Annotated in this window: 15 protein-coding genes; 2 read left to right on the forward strand and 13 right to left on the reverse strand. The window is 52.7% G+C overall.

Translation table 11 applies throughout. The features are described 5' to 3' along the window. Positions 1–12: 12 nt before the first annotated feature. The 12 genes from AC0LWM_RS23560 to AC0LWM_RS23615 form a co-directional block, all read right to left on the reverse strand. A complete protein-coding gene (locus AC0LWM_RS23560; RefSeq protein WP_474677446.1) occupies positions 13–1179 on the reverse strand; it encodes an efflux RND transporter periplasmic adaptor subunit in 1167 nt (388 codons plus the stop codon). 24 nt (positions 1180–1203) lie between these two features. Next, entirely contained in the window at positions 1204–2037 is an 834-nt protein-coding gene (locus AC0LWM_RS23565; protein WP_474677502.1) for a carbohydrate ABC transporter permease, read from the reverse strand. 77 nt (positions 2038–2114) lie between these two features. Next, positions 2115–2978 carry a carbohydrate ABC transporter permease gene (locus AC0LWM_RS23570; RefSeq protein ID WP_474677447.1) on the reverse strand — a complete coding sequence of 288 codons (864 nt, stop codon included), beginning with the start codon at positions 2976–2978 and terminating at the stop codon, positions 2115–2117. A gap of 104 nt (positions 2979–3082) precedes the next feature. Further along, the gene (locus tag AC0LWM_RS23575; RefSeq protein ID WP_474677448.1) at positions 3083–4177 is read right to left on the reverse strand and encodes a sensor histidine kinase; all 1095 of its coding nucleotides are present in this window, start codon (positions 4175–4177) and stop codon (positions 3083–3085) included. After that, a complete protein-coding gene (locus tag AC0LWM_RS23580) occupies positions 4170–4874 on the reverse strand; it encodes a response regulator transcription factor (RefSeq protein WP_474677449.1) in 705 nt (234 codons plus the stop codon). Before AC0LWM_RS23580 ends, AC0LWM_RS23575 begins: the two co-directional genes overlap by 8 nt. Positions 4875–4914: 40 nt before the next feature. Then, positions 4915–5304, reverse strand: a complete 390-nt coding sequence (locus AC0LWM_RS23585; protein ID WP_474677450.1) for a VOC family protein — start codon at positions 5302–5304, stop codon at positions 4915–4917. Between the two features lie 141 nt (positions 5305–5445). Then, entirely contained in the window at positions 5446–6891 is a 1446-nt protein-coding gene (locus AC0LWM_RS23590) for an amidase family protein (protein ID WP_474677451.1), read from the reverse strand. A 51-nt stretch (positions 6892–6942) separates the two neighbouring features. Then, a complete protein-coding gene (locus AC0LWM_RS23595; RefSeq protein ID WP_474677452.1) occupies positions 6943–7368 on the reverse strand; it encodes a GNAT family N-acetyltransferase in 426 nt (141 codons plus the stop codon). A gap of 96 nt (positions 7369–7464) precedes the next feature. Continuing rightward, positions 7465–7737 (reverse strand): CD3324 family protein, encoded by a 273-nt coding sequence (locus tag AC0LWM_RS23600; RefSeq protein ID WP_474677453.1) that lies wholly within the window; start codon positions 7735–7737, stop codon positions 7465–7467. A 246-nt stretch (positions 7738–7983) separates the two neighbouring features. Next, positions 7984–10401: an excinuclease ABC subunit UvrA gene (locus AC0LWM_RS23605; protein ID WP_474677454.1), complete on the reverse strand. Its 2418-nt coding sequence runs from the start codon at positions 10399–10401 to the stop codon at positions 7984–7986. Next, positions 10398–12116 carry an RNA polymerase sigma factor gene (locus tag AC0LWM_RS23610; protein ID WP_474677455.1) on the reverse strand — a complete coding sequence of 573 codons (1719 nt, stop codon included), beginning with the start codon at positions 12114–12116 and terminating at the stop codon, positions 10398–10400. The genes AC0LWM_RS23605 and AC0LWM_RS23610 overlap by 4 nt, the downstream gene beginning before the upstream one ends. A 114-nt stretch (positions 12117–12230) precedes the next feature. Then, positions 12231–12917, reverse strand: a complete 687-nt coding sequence (locus tag AC0LWM_RS23615) for a RibD family protein (RefSeq protein WP_474677456.1) — start codon at positions 12915–12917, stop codon at positions 12231–12233. Between the two features lie 453 nt (positions 12918–13370). Here AC0LWM_RS23615 and AC0LWM_RS23620 point away from each other — a divergent pair, with 453 nt between their 5' ends. Continuing rightward, the gene (locus AC0LWM_RS23620; RefSeq protein ID WP_474677457.1) at positions 13371–14267 is read left to right on the forward strand and encodes an amidoligase family protein; all 897 of its coding nucleotides are present in this window, start codon (positions 13371–13373) and stop codon (positions 14265–14267) included. Positions 14268–14352: 85 nt separating this feature from the next. Here AC0LWM_RS23620 and AC0LWM_RS23625 read toward each other — a convergent pair whose 3' ends face one another. Then, positions 14353–15267 carry an aminoglycoside phosphotransferase family protein gene (locus tag AC0LWM_RS23625; RefSeq protein WP_474677458.1) on the reverse strand — a complete coding sequence of 305 codons (915 nt, stop codon included), beginning with the start codon at positions 15265–15267 and terminating at the stop codon, positions 14353–14355. A gap of 357 nt (positions 15268–15624) precedes the next feature. Between AC0LWM_RS23625 and serC the strand changes: the two genes are divergently transcribed. After that, positions 15625–16722 carry a 3-phosphoserine/phosphohydroxythreonine transaminase gene (gene serC, locus AC0LWM_RS23630; protein WP_474677459.1) on the forward strand — a complete coding sequence of 366 codons (1098 nt, stop codon included), beginning with the start codon at positions 15625–15627 and terminating at the stop codon, positions 16720–16722. The last annotated feature ends 59 nt before the right edge of the window (positions 16723–16781 follow it).

Consider the following 16781-nt stretch of genomic DNA (forward strand, 5'->3'; position numbering starts at 1 on the left):
AATCATGCTTCTTTATTGCAGTCGGACCCGATCGCCGTCCTGGAGCGGTTCGCTGCTCTCCACAATAATAAGATCGTCTTCATAGACGCTATCGGACTCAATCATCGTTTCCCGGCCATTCGATTCGGTGATCTTCGTCCGCGATTTGCGCACGACGAACACATTGCCGAGCGGCCCTGGCTGCTCCTCGATCCTGTATATAAACGGGCCTTCGCGATCCTCATGAACCGCCTCGCTCGTAATCGTCAGCCCTTGCCGCAGCGAGCGCTGCGTTAGCTTAACCAGCGCCTGCTCACCTCCTTTCAACGAGCTATCCGTTACCTGCACGCGAAGAAGCTTCTGAGCAACGGCTTCGGATTTACCGCCCTGATCGTTGGCCGCCCCGCCCGCCTGCGGTTCGGCATCGGCAATGTCGACGATGGTGCCATCGATCGTTCCTGCCGGCTGATCCGACTTGCCTTGAACTTCGACCTCGATCTTCTGCCCTTTGGCCATGCCCAGGCTGGACAGCAGCGACCCATCCGCCGCAACCTCGAACCGATACCCCCGGCTGTCGTTCGAAATTAGAACGTCCGGCTCTCCGGTCGAAGAGACTCCCTCCATGGCATTCAGTTTCGTGACGATGCCGTCGAACGGCGCCGAAATTTCCTTGTTACTCGCAAGACGATCGCGCAATTCGCCGATTTTTCGTTCCTGCACGCCTATATCGAGTTTTCGCGTTTCGATATCCCGGCCTGCGCTCCGAACTTTCATTTCGTCGCCTTCCGATGCCGATTGGATGTACAGATCCTGGGCATTTTGCAGGTCGATTCGCTGCTTGGCCAAATGGGTTTCTTCATCCTGCAGCTCGCGCTCGGCGGATTTGCTGTCGTATAGGATCAGCTTCTGCCCTTTCTTTACCCGGTCGCCTTCTTTCACCAGGATGTTCTTGACCTTCCACCCCGCCGGATTCGCGAGTTTGACTTCCGCTAGCGGCTTCAGCACGCCGCTTCCTTCAAGCGTATGCAGAAGGCTGCCGCTGACCGGTTTTTCCGTCCTTACTTTCGGTAAGGTCAGCGACTGCAACGTGTTGCCGAATAACGTCAATAGCGCCAGCGCCCCAATAAACAATCCAAAAACGGCTCGAATCGTTCGTTTGCGATTGCGATCCTTCGGCTCTTCCTGTAGCCCTACGGCCATGTCCTCTTCCTCCTTGCCTTGCAACTACCCCTTAATGCCGGACAGCTGAATGCCTTCGATGAAATACGTTTCCGCGTACAGAAACAGCAGCACCATCGGCGCCATGTAGAGCACGGACGCAGCGAAAGCAACGCCCTGCTTGCCTTCGTTGATACTGGACAAATACACCGACAACGGTTGTTTGAACACATCATCGATAAAAATAAGCGGCTGCTCGACCATGTTCCAATAATCGACGAACAAGAGGATGACGAGCGCGGCCAGGCCAGGCCTGATCATCGGGACGATTACGGTATAGAAAATCCGTAAATGCCCTGCGCCGTCCATCTTGGCTGCTTCGATGTACGCATACGGGATATGCAGCGTGAACTGCCTGAGCATGAATACGCCGAACGCCGCGAAAATCCCGGGCAGAATGATCGCTCCCGGACTGTTCAGAAGCCCGAGCTTATCCGCCATGATATAGTTTGGCACTAGCGTCACTTGGAACGGCATGAGCATCGTGAGCACATAGACGAGAAACAGCGCTTCCCGGCCGCGGAACCGCAGCTTGGAGAATGCATAGGCGGACAGCGCCGCGACGAGAGTTTGTCCAGCGATGATCGGCACGACCAAGAGCACTGAGTTCCAGAACATCGCTAGAAATTTCGAGTTATGTATCAAAACTTCGCCGAACTGCTCCAGCGACACTTGATCCGGCAGCAGCTTCAGATTGACGAAACGATGCGCTTCCCTAGTGCCGGCTTCGTCCATTTTCCCGATCTGCCCGTAATTGACGCCGATCTCTTGTTCCGTCATGAGCGCATTCGTGAATGTAACGATCATCGGGAACAACAGGATTAACGCAATCGCGGACATGAAGCAGGTTAACGCCCATTTCCACAATAACGCCGCGCTTCGTCTTCGCAATGTTCGCAATCGATCCTACCTCCCTTCTATTCCATATAGCTCCGAAAACGGCGTTCCAGCGTGAACAGCGCGATGACTATGACGAGAATGCAGCCCGCCATCATCGTTGCCGCCGCGGTCAGCTTCTGAATATCGAGCGACATGAACATGTTGTTCATGTAATGCTGCAGCATGTAGATGCTGTCCTGCGGATAATCGCCCGCGATCAGGTACGTTTCCCGGAACACCTTAAAGGAGTTGATGATCGACATGATGACGACGAAAAACATCGTTGAGGTCAAATAAACGAGCGTAATGCCGAATTGCCGAAGCCGGCCGGCCCCTTCGATTTGGGCGGTTTCGTAATAATCCTTCGGAATTTGCTGCAGCCCGGCGAGAAATAAAATGATGTTGTAGCCGATGTTTTTCCAAAGGTATACGACAATGACGACATTCCGGGCCGCATCGGTCTTCATCCAATCCGTACGTTCGATCCCGAAATAACTGAGCCATGCGTTCAGCGAACCGTTCCAGTCGAGCAGGATTTGCCAGATCAGAACGATCGAAGCGACGGGTACGACAAGCGGCAGCACGTAAGCCGTCCGCAGCCAATTCCGAATGTAAATGTTTCGATTCAGCAGTAGGGCAAGGCCTAACGAAAGCGCGAGCATGACCGGAACGCTGACCGCGGTAAAATACAACGTATTGGACGCCGCTTTGCGAAACGAATCACTTGCCAGCAGCTCCCGGTAATTTTCCAGCCCGACAAAGTTGCCGCCCACCGTACGATCCATGAAGGAGTAGAAGACACCCATCGTGAACGGAATCAGGTAGAACAACGCGAACCCGATGCCGCCGGGTGCAAGAAACAGCAATGCCGCAGCGGCGTCTGTACGGAACCATCTTTTCATGCCAAAAAACCCCGCTCCTTCATTATCAGTTTCCTCTTGTCCCTCATTAGGATAGAAGAAACTTCTAAAATCAGAAGTGGGGTAAAGTTAAAATTTTTCTTAAATCATGACGTTCTTATCGGCAAACGCACTTCAAAAAGCGTGCGAATGAAGTCGCTCTGCGCGGAAATTTCTCCGTCATGCCGGCTCACGATATTTCGGGCGATGAACAAGCCGAGCCCGGTGCTACCTTCTTGATGCGTCCGCGCCCGATCTCCTCTGAAGAACACTTCGAAGATGTGCGGCAGCTCATCCTGAGGAATCGGATCGCCGTAATTGACCACCTGAACGACGGCTTGTTCGCCATCGAGGTAACCGCGAATATCGATAAATCGGCCGTCGCTTCCATAACGGACGGCATTGGTCAGAAGATTTTCGAATACGCGGGCCAGCAGTTCCCCGTCACCCCAAATATTCAGATGGGGTGTCACTTGCAGTCGGGTCACAAGCTGGTTTCTCTCCATGAGAGGATACAGCTCTACGTTTAATTGCTCAAGCAGTTCGCTTAAGTCGATCGGCTTTTTATCAATCGCAATCATGCCGTAATTCATTCTCGTGATTTCGAACAGCTCTTCGATCAGTCTTTCCAGCCGCTGCGATTTGGCAAAAGCGATGCTCGCATGATCCCTGACCTGTTCCGGGGTCAGATCGTCGCCTTTCAGAATAAAATCCAAGTAGCCCAGAATCGATGTCAGTGGCGTACGCAAATCGTGGGCCAAATTTAAGATCAGTTGATCCTTGCTGCTCTCCGCGAAATCTCCCCGTTCGACGGCTGCTTGCAGCTTTTCGCTCGCCAGATTGATGTCTTGGGCGATATCGCCGAACTCGTCGCGGGCGGAAATTTGTACCCGGCTGTTGAAATCGCCGTTTGCCAGATGATGAATTCCCGCTGAAATTTTATTAAAGTAGGATGCGTAACGCTTGGTGAGGATAAAGAAAAACAAAATGGCCAGGGGGATGAACACAATCAAAAACGCGTTCACATCCCCAACCTCCCGCATGAAATAGCGAACCGGAGTCAACGGATTTTCAAACTTTGTCGTATGGTAGTATAGCTGGAGCAGCTTATAGATCAGGAAAGTAACGCTTCCTGATAAAAGAAGGCTTAGACCAAGTAACAGGATCATTTTGAAGCGGAAGCTGTGCATCCATTTAAACATTGAACGTATACCCCACCCCCCATACGGTTTTGATCAATTTTTTTTTATGGATATCTTCTCCGAGCTTTTTCCGCAACGTGCGGATATGGACCATTACCGTGTTGCCGCCTTCATAGTAGGCTTCGCCCCATACCTGCTTGAAAATATGTTCCGCAGTAAACACTTTCTTCGGGTAACTCGCCAGCAAATAGAGGATGTCAAACTCTTTGGGCGTTAGCTCTACGGATTTGCCGTGCAGGTATACGGCCCGTTGTTCCGGGTAAATCGCGAGCCCTGCAGCGACAACTTCCAACACTGAGGCGCTCGCTTCCGCAACCGGTTGATTCAACAGCATCGAACGCCGAAGCTGAGCATTGACGCGGGCAACCAGCTCCATCGGGTTGAACGGCTTCGTCACATAATCGTCAGCCCCTTTGACCAGCCCGGTAATTTTATCGAGGTCGGTCGCTTTCGCGCTCAAAAAGATGATCGGCATCGAATGCAGTTCCCGAATTTGCCGGGTTACTTCATACCCGTCCAGCTTGGGCATCATAATGTCCAAGATCGCCAGATCGATCGAATGCGTCCGAACGACTTGTACAGCTTCATTCCCGTCGGCGGCTTTGATCGTATGGTATCCTTCTTTATCTAAATGCAGCGAAATGAGGTCTGCAATCTCGGCCTCATCGTCCGCGATCAATATCGTAATCGGCTTCACTTTTCCATCTCCTGTATAATGTTAACATTCTCTCATTATATCAGAACGAAGGGAGACTCACCCACTCTAGAAATTCAAGCCGATTGCCGAACGGATCCTGGACATAAAAACGCTTAATGCCCTCATCGGAACGTGCATCGTCGTCGATGACCGGGATTCGATGAGCCAGCAGATGGGCACGCAGCTCATTCAGGTTTCGGACTTGAAAACCGGGATGTGCCTTCTTGGCAGGGACAAAATCCAGCTGAACGCCGATGTGGACCTGATGTGCTCCGCACTGGAACCATACACCTCCACGCTTCTTTAACGGTTCAGGCTTCGGAATTTCCGCCCAGCCGAGTAGTCCAGAATAGAAGCGCATTGCTTCCGTTTCACAGCCCTCGGGTGCTGCCAATTGAATATGATCGATTCCGGCAAAAGAAAAGGACATCTGCTTCACCTCACGATTTCATTTGATGAAACTTGGTTTTATTTCTATTCTATCACGATCGCCCAGCAAATCCCATACCCACCCAAAAAAACAGCCCTTTCGTCCAAAGGAGGACTTGAGGGCTGTAAGTTAGGTTGATAATTATCTTTCCTCTGCAAGGATCGGAGGAATGCGCGCCGGATAGCGCTGTTCAAATGCGTAGGCCAATCGCAACAAAGCGGGCTCGCTGTAAGCGACTCCGGTGAACGCCACGCCAAATGGCGTACCGTCGCTCAGAAGCCCTGCGGGAACAATAATCGACGGATATCCGGAAATTGCGGCCGAATCGGTCACGCCGGGACAAAACAAGGCGTCGAGGCGATGCTCCTTGCACAACCGGTCGATCCCCTCATCCCGGGACAACCTCAAGTCGCGAAGCCGATCCCGGATGTACTTGGCCTCCGTCAACGTTCCCGAAGTTTCAAACTCCGCTTTCAGCAGCAAAACTTGGCCGTATTTCAGTGCCTCTTGATGATGCTCGTTATTGAAACGAATAATGTCTCGCAGCGTTTTTACGGGAGCATGGGCCCCAAGCGAAGCCAAATACCGGTTGATCGCCGATTTGAATTCATACATCAGCACGCACGATTCCGAGCCGATGTGCGGAAGACGGATGCCCTCGACGATTTCCGCACCGGCTTCCCGCATCACTTCAATCGCCGCGGCGATCCGCTCCTTCTCCTCGTCGTTAAACTCTTCCTCGTAGCCGCGGTTGATTCCGATGCGCGCCCCGCGGAGCCCGTCCCGATCGAGAAATTTCGTATAGTCGCCATGCGCCCTGCCGCGGCTTAATAACGTCGGCGCGTCGGCCGGGTCTTCTCCTGCCATGGCGCCAAGAAGAACCGCGGCGTCCTCCACCGTCCGCGCCAAAGGCCCTGCCGTATCCTGGCTGTATGTAATCGGAATAATGCCGGAACGGCTGATTAGACCTAACGTCGGTTTGATCCCGACCAGACTGTTCAGACAAGCCGGGTCCAGAATCGATCCCGACGTTTCGGTTCCGACGGCGACCGCGCATAGATTGGCCGCTACCGCAACCGCAGACCCGGAGCTTGAACCACCCGGCGTCAGCGCGCCCGGGTTATACGGGTTCAACACTTGGCCACCCCGGGAGCTGTAACCGCTGGGCATGCGGTCCGACATAAAGTTGGCGAGCTCCGTCATGTTCGTCTTGCCGAGGATGACCGCCCCCGCTTCCCGAAGCTTCTTGACCAGAAAAGCATCCTTCGGTGCAAAAGAATTCGCCAAGGCGAGCGAACCCGCACTCGTATGCATATTATCCAATGTGTCGATATTGTCCTTGATCAATACCGGTATGCCGTGCATCGGCCCTCTGACCGTACCTTCCGCTCGCTCCATATCCAGCTTCTCGGCAATGAACAGCGCATCCGGATTCAGCTCCAGCACCGCATTCAGCGAAACGCCGGACTTGTCGTAATTCGCGATGCGCTCCAAATACATCCGCGTCAGCTCGCGAGAGGTCAATTCCCCCGAAGCAAAAGCGGCCTGAATTTTCGAAATCGTCGTTTCTTCCAAAATAAATGTCATTGAATAATGGCCTCCTTGGTCCTATCACGGGTTTCTTTACTTATCCTCACCTCAACCGTTCACGATCTCGCTTAATCTATATCCAATCGATTCCGCTACTCTTTTCATCCGGTCGTTATCTTCTCTAGTAGAAAGAGTAGGCATTCTATTGTTGCTTAATATATAGTCCGTTACGAAACTGACCACCCTCTTGGCTAATCCCTGATTCGAAAATTCCTTTCTTGTATTTACAGCAGCCACCTCCCAGTTTTCATCGGAGTACCTCCATGCCGCCGCTATTGAAACAATCTTATTTTCTAATATAATAGCGCAGTACTTATAGTTAAGCTTCTTTGTCATGTTCCAATCGTCAAAGCTCATATTCCAAAACTCTTCGACGAACTTGAAATCTTCGTCCGCCAACCATCTTACATCACGGTAATCCTGAGGTTTAAAATGTTCAGGCTCCAACTTATATTTGGCGATTCTTTCGGACATAGACCCTCCCGCGACTTGTAAATGCTTGGTCAAAAAAAGCGAAAAAACTCCTGTCGCAGGGGCTTTTTCGCTTGTAAAAGCTTATCGCAAAGCCGGTCATGATCTGACCTTTGAATATACGATCTTCTTGATACTATCATAAGACAGGTGGTACGTCTCGGTTAGCTGGTCGATCGACGCGCCTTCGGCAAATTTCCGGCGAATCTCTTCATTTCGGAGGGTCAAATCCCGGCGGTACCCGGATTTTTCGCCCCATCCTTTGCGAAGCCCCGTTGGATTCGGGATGTAGATCAGCTCGCCGCTTACGTACTTCTGTATTTCTTTCAGCAATTCTTCCGGAAAAATCACGTCTGCTTTCATATATTTCATGGAAACTCCGCTCCTTAAAAAGATAATTGATTTTTAAGGAAGCAAAGCTATATGAAAGACCGTTTATTCTACTCTTTCACAAGAGTATCAGCGGTACGTTAATTCAGCTCCATGCAAAAGACCGCTCCAGTCCTCATATAGACTTTGCATGGAGCTTGTCGAGATCCATCATCCAAACCATCGCTTTATCCCTCTTTTCCGCGGTTTGCTGTTATTGTACCACTGCGCGGAGGTTCCGAATTAGGATCATTTGGTTAAAAGAAAACGTTCCGGCCGGTGCATGTTCAAATATGCCCCGATCTTGGACTCGGGATGCGCGGCCAGCATTTCCGGCGTACCCTCCGCGATCCGTTCCCCACCGGCGCTGCCGCCTTGTGGGCCCATTTCAACGACCCAGTCGCAATACGACAGCATCGACGTGTCATGCTCGGTAATGACGACGGTATTGCCCTGTTCCGTCAGCTCATCAAGCAGCAGCATCAGCCTTTCGATATCGGTGTAGCTTAACCCCGACGTCGGTTCGTCCAGGACATATAACGTATTCTTCTTCTGCGCTTTGCCGAGTTCCTTCGCCAGCTTGATGCGCTGCGCCTCCCCGCCGCTGAGCGTAGGAGCAGGCTGCCCAAGAGAAATGTAGCCCAAGCCGACCTTGATCAACGTTTGCAGCATGAGGGAGATCGCCTTGTATTCGCAAAACAACTCCAGCGCGTCCTCGACGCTTGTCATCAAGACATCGTGGATATTTTTCCCCTTGAACGTGACTTGCAAAATCTCATCCTTATACCGGGTCCCCCTGCAGGCCAGGCACGGCCGATTGATCAGGCCGAGCGGTCCCATGTCCACCGTTTCCACACCGTCGCCCTTACACGCCGGGCAAGCCCCGTGCTCGGTATTAAAGGAAAAATGACTCGGGCTTAAACCTTGCCGCGCCGCCTCCTCCTGCTCCGCAAAAATTTGCCGGATTTTATCCCAAATGCCCACGTACGTCATCGGCATCGACATTTTGAACCGGCCGATCGGCTCCTGGGTGACGACAACGCATTTTTCGATCGCCTGCCAGCCCTCAAGAGTGCCGATTTCGTTCAAAGCGGATGCTTGAGTATCGGCCTGTTCGTCGGATTCCTCCGGTTCCTCTTCCTGCTCCGTGTTCAGCACATGCTTAAGCAGCGGAACGAGCGTGTCCGAGATCAACGTGCTTTTCCCGCTTCCGGAAACGCCGGCCACGCCTACCATGCAGCCTAGCGGAATTGTGGCCGTCACGTCTTTGAGATTGTGCAGGTTCGCATGCCGGATGACCAGCTTGGGGGTCGCATCCGTGACGCTGCGGCGTTGCTCCGGCCTCTTGTACGGCAGCGACTTCGTTCCCGACAGATACGGGCTGATGCCGGACGACTCGGACAGTAAGTACTCCTCCAAAGCGCCTTGAAATATAAGCTGTCCACCGTGCTTGCCTGCGGAAGGGCCCAGCTCCACGATGTAGTCCGCCCCCCGCATGACATTGCCGTCATGCTCCACCACGATGACCGTATTGCCGGAGGCGGTGAGCGATTTCAGCTTGTGCAGCAGCATTTCTTTTTCGGATTCGTGCAGCCCCGCCGTAGGCTCGTCAAACACATACAGCAGGGAGTCGAACTGAGACTGCAGATGGAACATGAGATACAGCCGCTGCAGCTCACCGCCGCTTAAGGTCGGAATGCTGCGGAGCACGGTCAAATGCGACAGCCCCACATCCAGGAACAAATGCAGCTGCTTGGCAAGCCGCTCTGCGATTTTCCTGCCTTGTTGCGTGAGATCCTCGCCCGACAAGAGCAGCTCCTCCATAAAAAGCGAAAGATCGGCCATCGTCATGCCGCACAGCTCACCGACATGTTTTCCGCGAATTCGTACGCTCCGTGCCGTCTCATTGACGCGATAACCGCTGCATTGCTTGCAAGCGATGCTTGCGCAATACATTCGCTCCAAATGCAGCCGCTGATTCGGCTTGTTCCGAATCCGGTTCCGGACCCAAGCGACAACGCCCGTAAAACCGTCTCGGCCGTGCAAAAAATCGGCCTGGGTCTCTTTTGGCAGCTTCTCGTAGGGGATATCCGCCCAATCGATTGCCCGATCCTTCGATAGCTTCTGAATTTCCCTCGACAGTACCGAGCTAATCGCGGCGCATATTTTTTCCGTAGTCCGGCTCGGATCGGGAATCACTTTGCTCATGTCGATATCCGTGACAAAACCGCGACCGTAACAAGCCTCGCACATGCCCGCCTGCAAATTGTACGCGAACGCTTCCGCGGGCAGGTTGGCCCTGCCACCGTCCGCCGATCTTCCTTCAAGCGCAAACAGCATTTTGATATATTCGAGAATTTTCGTCTTCGTCCCGACCACGCTGCGCGGATTGGATTGCCGGATCGTATTTTGCTCGACGGAGATGGCGGGCGGGAGCCCGGAAATGTCATCGAACGGCTCGATGTCGTCCGCGCTGCCGGCGCGCAAACTCAAGCCGATGGACTGAAGATAACGCCGTCTACCTTCTTCATACAAAATATCGAACGCAAGGCTCGATTTCCCCGAACCGCTAACGCCGGTGAATACGATAAACTCCCCTTTCGGAAGGGAGACATCGATCTCTTTAAGATGATGAATCCGCGCGCCGCGCACCTCGATTCGATTCATTCCGCACCTCCGGCTTGCAGCGAAGCGATGCATTCACGCAGCTGCTTCAGCGCCTTAAGCCCTTCCGCCTCCGCACGCTTCGCCTCCTGTAAAAGCTTAACGGCCTTAACGATATTGCCCGCATCCTTCGGATCTCCTCCGCCGGGAAAAGGAAACAACTCGGCCAGACTTTGCAGCGCCGCCGCTACCGCATCATAATGGCCGGCAGCTTCCCGAATATACGCCCCCGCCCTTTCGTTATCCTTGAACTCCTCTTCAAGCTCCCGCAGAAACTGTACGGCAAACCGGCGCAGCTCCGAATAAACGACGATATTGTAGGCATTGAAAAAAGGTACAAGCTTCTCTCCCTGGAACGCCTCAATCCAAGCATCATACGCGGCAAGCCCTTTCGTCAATTCGCCGTCGGCGTGCTTGATCGGCTCCGCCGTGTACCCATGCTCAATCGTCCGATCCAGCATATGGCCGAGCGCCGTCCTCCGGTCTATCCCGTTACGCTCCTTCATGGCGATGAGGCCGATTTCCGCGGTTTTTCCTTTTCCGATTTGTTCATAAGCGAGCGGCTCTTCCCTCAACTTATCCAGCCCGTTCAACTGCCGTTTGTCATCGTCGTAGCCATAAATAAGTCCGAACTCGGCATGGAAAATATCCCATAAGATCATCGGCACTCCGCGATCAATCGAGTGCTGCGCCGTATTCAACACGTCGGTTACGGTGTCCGGTTCAACGGGCACGAAGCTCAACACTTTGAAGTCATAGCCGAGATTGGCCAGAGCCTGCGGGAACTGCTCTTCCCCCGTGTAGACGAACGGGCCGCCGATATGAACCGTTTCCTTGAAAATATTCAGGCTAAACGCGTACCCCGTCAGCGCATTCACTTCTGCAAGGGATATCCCCTTCTTGTCGGTGTACTGCAGCAGCCCCCACAAGCAATAAGTAACCGAAGGCCTCGAGCCTAGAAAATGGCTGTCGCCTACCCGCTCCGTATATATCGCCGGTCGTTCCAAACATTTTTTCGTCATCCGTTTTTTCTCCCTTCGCTGGATCAAATATTCGTTGATATACACTCGAATGCGCTCATGCTGCAGCTTCTGGCGGGTGCGAGAAATCGTCTTGTAGACGCTGGCCTTTGTCGTATCGTACATGCTCGCAATTTGCTCGGGCGAAAGGTGCCGGAAAAAATAAGCTTCGAAGATACCCCGCTCCCGGCGGTTCAAGCAGGTGAACAACCCGAGGATCGTCTCCAGCGTTTCCTTGCGGACGACCGCCTCCTCCGGACTCGCGTGCGTTTCCTGCTGCTTCTCCTTGTTTCGCACCATATAGGTCAGAATGCTCTCGACGTCTTCCCAGTCGACCCGTCCGGACACGGCCGAGGACTCAAAACTCGTGAACGGCCGCTCCTTGCCGTACGTTCCCCCGCGACGGAGTTTCATCATCGCCTGATTGCGGACGATTGAATGCAGCCAAGGAAGGAAGCGAGCGACGTCAACCAACGTGCCGAGGTGCATAAAAGCTTTGAGCAGCGCATCCTGCACGATGTCGTCGGCCATATAGGGATCCTGCGTGATCCCCGAAGCCCAGGCGTGGGCCTTCGACCGATGCCTGCGGACCAGCTCGCTGAAGGCGTCATGGTCTCCTTGCTGCGCTCTTTCGATTAACGTTGATTCGTCTACTACCCGCTCATCGGCAGGGGGTTGCCCGATTTCAAAATGGTTCACGATTCGACTCCTTTATGCGCTTGAATGGCTATCCGAACAATAGATGCCAGGGACGGATGCTTTTGGACATATTTTGAAAAAAATATTCTGGATCGCGGCTGGAAATCCTTTTTTCTATGAATCCCTCATATGTTTCACTTCATAATGGACCCAAACCAAATTTTTCGACAACGGCTTCGCCTGAATCAATTCAAGCTCGGTAAGTAAGCTGGGGTCCAGCAGGTCATTGGCATCGAAAATGGTTGGAGTTCGCGTTCCTCCTACTGCAACGGGAGCAAATACAATGCTGATTTCGTCAATCAACCCCTGCCGCAAAAACACCCCGTTGATTGTCCCGCCGCCCGTTAGCCCAATCCGCCGAAACCCTTGCGCATACAGCATGTCCAACGCCTTTTTCACATCGATGCGATCTCCCCCTCCGGCTTGCATATACGTAATCCGCTTATCTTTTAATTGCTGTATGTACGTTTCCGATACATTCTCCCGCGTGACGACCAATAAACCTTGAGATTGCCCCCAATCGATTTTCCCGCTGCCGTCGAAAACGATATAGGCTTTGGACTTCTTCGGCCAATATACATCATGCTGCAATTGCACCGCATGCTTGCCGTAAACGACAAGCGACTCGCTTCCGGATAATAACCCGTCACAATCCAGATCGTCATACAGCCTGTGAGCGATCTCATTGGCTCCGCCATCGATTCCGAGCTTCGTCCATTCGGCGACATTTCGGCCGGGTCCCGTCGAAATTCTTCCATCAACGGATGCAAACATATTTAAAATGATTTTTGGTTTATTCATGATTCTTACGCCTCCTTTTTCAGTGCAACTCAGCTATAGGATACAACATTGATGCAAGTGGTAAGGTTTGGAGCAATGCATGGATCCGAACTTCATCGGGGATTGGACTCTTTATATAGAAAAAAAGTCCAAGCGCCATATCGCTTGAACCTTAACGATTTATTTTTCCAACGCCATTAACATTCCCGTCATGCCGGGTGAACCGTCGGAAGGCGTTCGATGATTTCGTAATGTTCGGAAGACTTCCTTTAACCACCTTTATGATTTGTATCGTTTATTTTTGGCAATATTGATACTTCGAGATATTTTACATACAATGACAATATAACTTGAATTCGAAACAAATCGAAGGAGCGAGCTTATGTATAGAAAAAAAGTCCCCCGGTAATCCCGTGCCCCGCCTCTCTCTTGCTGGAATGAACGCATTTCACCATAAGAGAGGATGATCGGCAAATGTGGCCTAGAACTATGGATTGGCAGGATTTAAAATTCGGAGTCGAAATCGAATTTATCGGAGGCGATCCGGAAGGTACCGAATTGTTGTCTGGATGGATCATGTCCTTGGATGAGCATCAAATCGACGAAACCGGAGCGGACTCAGGCAGCGAGCTGAAGCCCCCGCCGATCCGGTGGAAAGACCGCGGGCAAATTCAGGAGATGCTGCGGCGGCTCCGCACGCAAGGCGCTTCCGCGAATTGGAGCTGCGGGCTTCATGTGCATATCGGGTTGGAACATTGGGGCGAGTCGATGATCCTTCCCTTCATCGATGCTGCCTTGCAATACCAGCAGGCACTGCAAGATCTGCTCCAAACTAGCGAGCACCGGTTATTCTTCTGCCCACCGGTTACCGAAGCGATGCGCGAGCGCTATATCGCCGATCCGGGAGCAGCGGCTCTTCGCAATCCCGGACGGCCGCAATCGCATCGATGCGGAATTAATTTAGCCGCGTGGCATGATATCGGAACCGTGGAAATTCGCTATGCGAACGGTTCCTTGAACGACGACGAGGTGCTGAACACGATCGAGCTGGTTTTGCGTTTTGTGGCAGCCATCGGCGAAGGACGCCGGTTGCCTCAAGAGCCGCGAGAGATGGCGATAGCGCTCGGTGCTCCTCTTTCGGGGTACCCGCCGTCTGTTTTGCCGCCGCGCTGGTATAAGGAGCGAATGTGGCTGGAGGAAACGCTGCTCCCAATTCTGGCTCCGCTTGCAGCCGATCTTGTCGAGGGTGGCGAGATTCATCACATTCTGCCTACAGCGGGTGGGATTGTTGTAGGTATCGAGGATCCCGAAGGAGTATTGGGCCAATATCTTGCCCGGCCCTCGGCAGCCGGCTGGAGATTGGTGCAATAAGTTTTAGACTGAACATGAAATTCGAAAAAGCCCTCTCTGCATTTGCGGAGGGGGCTCTTATCACTATCTCATTGACACTTTTCCACTACTCCTTCGCCAAGATTTCCATAAGTCTCTTGACTGCAGGGATCAAGCCCGGGCCGAATTTCTGCTGCCGCAGCTCAGCAATTTGTTTCTCAAGAACCATTTGCGAAACCAAATACGCTACCTCGCAGCTTTGAACGTAGTCTTCGTCATCCCCCCGGCCTAGTCCGCTAAAATACGCCGACCATAGTTCACGGGCATGTTCCCCCAACTCGTCTTCCGAACAAATCAAATTGTAAATAGAAACCCCACCGGTTCCCCATTGCGCGTCGCCCCAATCGATAAACATGACCTGCTCACCTTGGACCGTAATATTACCGGACCAGAAATCTTGATGGACGCATGTCGATGGCATGATACACAGCCTTTCGGCATGCACATCATAACAAGCGGGGTCCAGTTCCAATAAGCGGTGGATCAGAGTGATTTGCCGCGTTTCGCAGTACGGCAAAGCCCACATGCCCACTTCTCGGACAGCTTCTTGCAGCCGGTCAGCCCCGCTTTGCGGAAGAAGATACTGCAGCCTAGTCTCCGTCGCCATCAACCTACGTTGCAGCTCCCCTAACTTAAATGCCGCCTTCATTGCATTTTCGAGTCCAAGTTCTTCATGTGAACATAACCCGGCATCCGCCATCAGAAACCAGCGCCACGCCGATTCGGTGAGCAAGTCGTCGCTTACGACCTCCGGCACGAGGTCGGGGGCAAGCTCATGCAGCCGCTTCGTCACCTCTGCTTCCTTGCGCTCGCGGGGAGTCCCTTTCAGATAGTAGGTATTGTTCCAAGTGTCATTCTGACGGATCGATATTTTGTAGGTCATCGACCAATCGCTTGGCTCCCAAGGCTCCTCAATCCCTCGAATCGATCCGTGAAACATTTCTTCGATCCGGCGTATAGCCTCTTGCGCACTATGATCCATTCAGCAACACCCGCTTCTTTATCGTTAACAGAAGGATTTCGCCCCACTGGAGTACATTTCCTGCATGCTCTCCAAAACGAGAATTGACAATTCTCCGAATTCGGCATATATTTATGTGCAAATCCATACTTGATCGTGCCGATGAAGAGCATCCAACTCTGAGGCGTTTTCGCCAAGAATGACGAACCCGCGTCATTCTAAGTTAACCGGAACCCGCCCGTTACCGCGGAACCAAGAGGAGAAGCGCCTTCGACGCGTTTCTCAAGTTGGGTGGCACCGCGAGCAAACGCTCCTCGTCCCAATCGGATGAGGGCGTTTTTTTGTTTGTCTACATTTCGAATCGAGGAGGAGAATAACATGACCCACCGCATTTATAATTTTAACCCGGGGCCGGCGGCGTTGCCTCTAGAGGTGCTGCAACGGGCGCAAGAGGAGTTTTTGGAAGTACAGTCGTGCGGCATGTCGCTCATGGAGATGTCCCATCGAAGCAAGCATGTGGAGGAGCTTAACGAAGAAACCCAGCAATTGCTGCTGGAATTGCTCGGACTGTCGGAAGATTATCATGTGCTGTTCATGGGTGGCGGCGCCAGCACGCAGTTCGCCCTGCTCCCGCTTAATTTTTTGGCGGACGGCCAAGTCGCGCATTATGTGTTGTCGGGCAGCTTCTCGGAGAAAGCCTACAACGAAGCGGTTTATGTCGGCAATGCCCATATCGCGGCAAGCTCGAAAGAGAGGAACTGGCGCGACATCCCGAATATGCCTGTCCTATCGGAGCTGTTCCTGGGTAACACCCCGGCATATGTGCATATTACGACGAACAACACCATTGAAGGATCGCAATACAGCACCATTCCCGATACCGGAACGATCCCGCTAATCGCCGATATGACCAGTGACATGCTGAGCCGCAAATTGGACTTTAACCAATTTGCCTTCATGTATGCGGGCGCCCAGAAAAATTTAGGACCGGCGGGCGTAACTGCGGTCATCGTTCGCGATAATATGCTGAGCCGGGCATCCAGAGACATTCCCGTTATTTTGCGATACGAAACGTTCGTCCGCAACAAGTCCCTGTACAACACGCCGCCGGTCCATTCCATCTACATGATGAATCTAGTATTGAAATGGGCGCGTGAGCAAGGCGGAGTTGAAGCGTTAGAACGCGGGAACATCGAAAAAGCGAACCTCCTTTACAACGCGCTGGATACGAGCGGCGGCTTCTATCAAGGAATCATCGACAAGAAGGACCGGTCCATGATGAATATGACATGGCGAATGGCAGACGAAGCGATGGAGGGGCGGTTCATCCGGGAGTCGGAACAGCACGGCTTCGACGGCTTGGCCGGGCATCGCAGCGTCGGGGGACTCCGGGCATCCGCGTATAATGCGGTATCGCTGGATGCTTGCCGAGCGCTTGCCGATTTCATGGCGGATTTTCAGCGTCGGAACGGATAATTGCCAACAGCCTGCATGATGCGGACGAGTCGAACGATTCGAACGATTCGGATTAGATA

The sequence above is a fragment of the Paenibacillus sp. sgz302148 genome (assembly GCF_056120465.1).

Excerpts from the sequence above, each read along its gene's own strand:
- AC0LWM_RS23560 (WP_474677446.1), bottom strand. The coding sequence starts at position 1,179 with ATGGCCGTAGGGCTACAGGAAGAGCCGAAGGATCGCAATCGCAAACGA.
- AC0LWM_RS23565 (WP_474677502.1), bottom strand. The coding sequence starts at position 2,037 with ATGTCCGCGATTGCGTTAATCCTGTTGTTCCCGATGATCGTTACATTC.
- AC0LWM_RS23570 (WP_474677447.1), bottom strand. The coding sequence starts at position 2,978 with ATGAAAAGATGGTTCCGTACAGACGCCGCTGCGGCATTGCTGTTTCTT.
- AC0LWM_RS23575 (WP_474677448.1), bottom strand. The coding sequence starts at position 4,177 with ATGTTTAAATGGATGCACAGCTTCCGCTTCAAAATGATCCTGTTACTT.
- AC0LWM_RS23585 (WP_474677450.1), bottom strand. The coding sequence starts at position 5,304 with ATGTCCTTTTCTTTTGCCGGAATCGATCATATTCAATTGGCAGCACCC.
- AC0LWM_RS23590 (WP_474677451.1), bottom strand. The coding sequence starts at position 6,891 with ATGACATTTATTTTGGAAGAAACGACGATTTCGAAAATTCAGGCCGCT.
- AC0LWM_RS23595 (WP_474677452.1), bottom strand. The coding sequence starts at position 7,368 with ATGTCCGAAAGAATCGCCAAATATAAGTTGGAGCCTGAACATTTTAAA.
- AC0LWM_RS23600 (WP_474677453.1), bottom strand. The coding sequence starts at position 7,737 with ATGAAATATATGAAAGCAGACGTGATTTTTCCGGAAGAATTGCTGAAA.
- AC0LWM_RS23605 (WP_474677454.1), bottom strand. The coding sequence starts at position 10,401 with ATGAATCGAATCGAGGTGCGCGGCGCGCGGATTCATCATCTTAAAGAG.
- AC0LWM_RS23615 (WP_474677456.1), bottom strand. The coding sequence starts at position 12,917 with ATGAATAAACCAAAAATCATTTTAAATATGTTTGCATCCGTTGATGGA.
- AC0LWM_RS23620 (WP_474677457.1), top strand. The coding sequence starts at position 13,371 with ATGTGGCCTAGAACTATGGATTGGCAGGATTTAAAATTCGGAGTCGAA.
- AC0LWM_RS23625 (WP_474677458.1), bottom strand. The coding sequence starts at position 15,267 with ATGGATCATAGTGCGCAAGAGGCTATACGCCGGATCGAAGAAATGTTT.
- serC (WP_474677459.1), top strand. The coding sequence starts at position 15,625 with ATGACCCACCGCATTTATAATTTTAACCCGGGGCCGGCGGCGTTGCCT.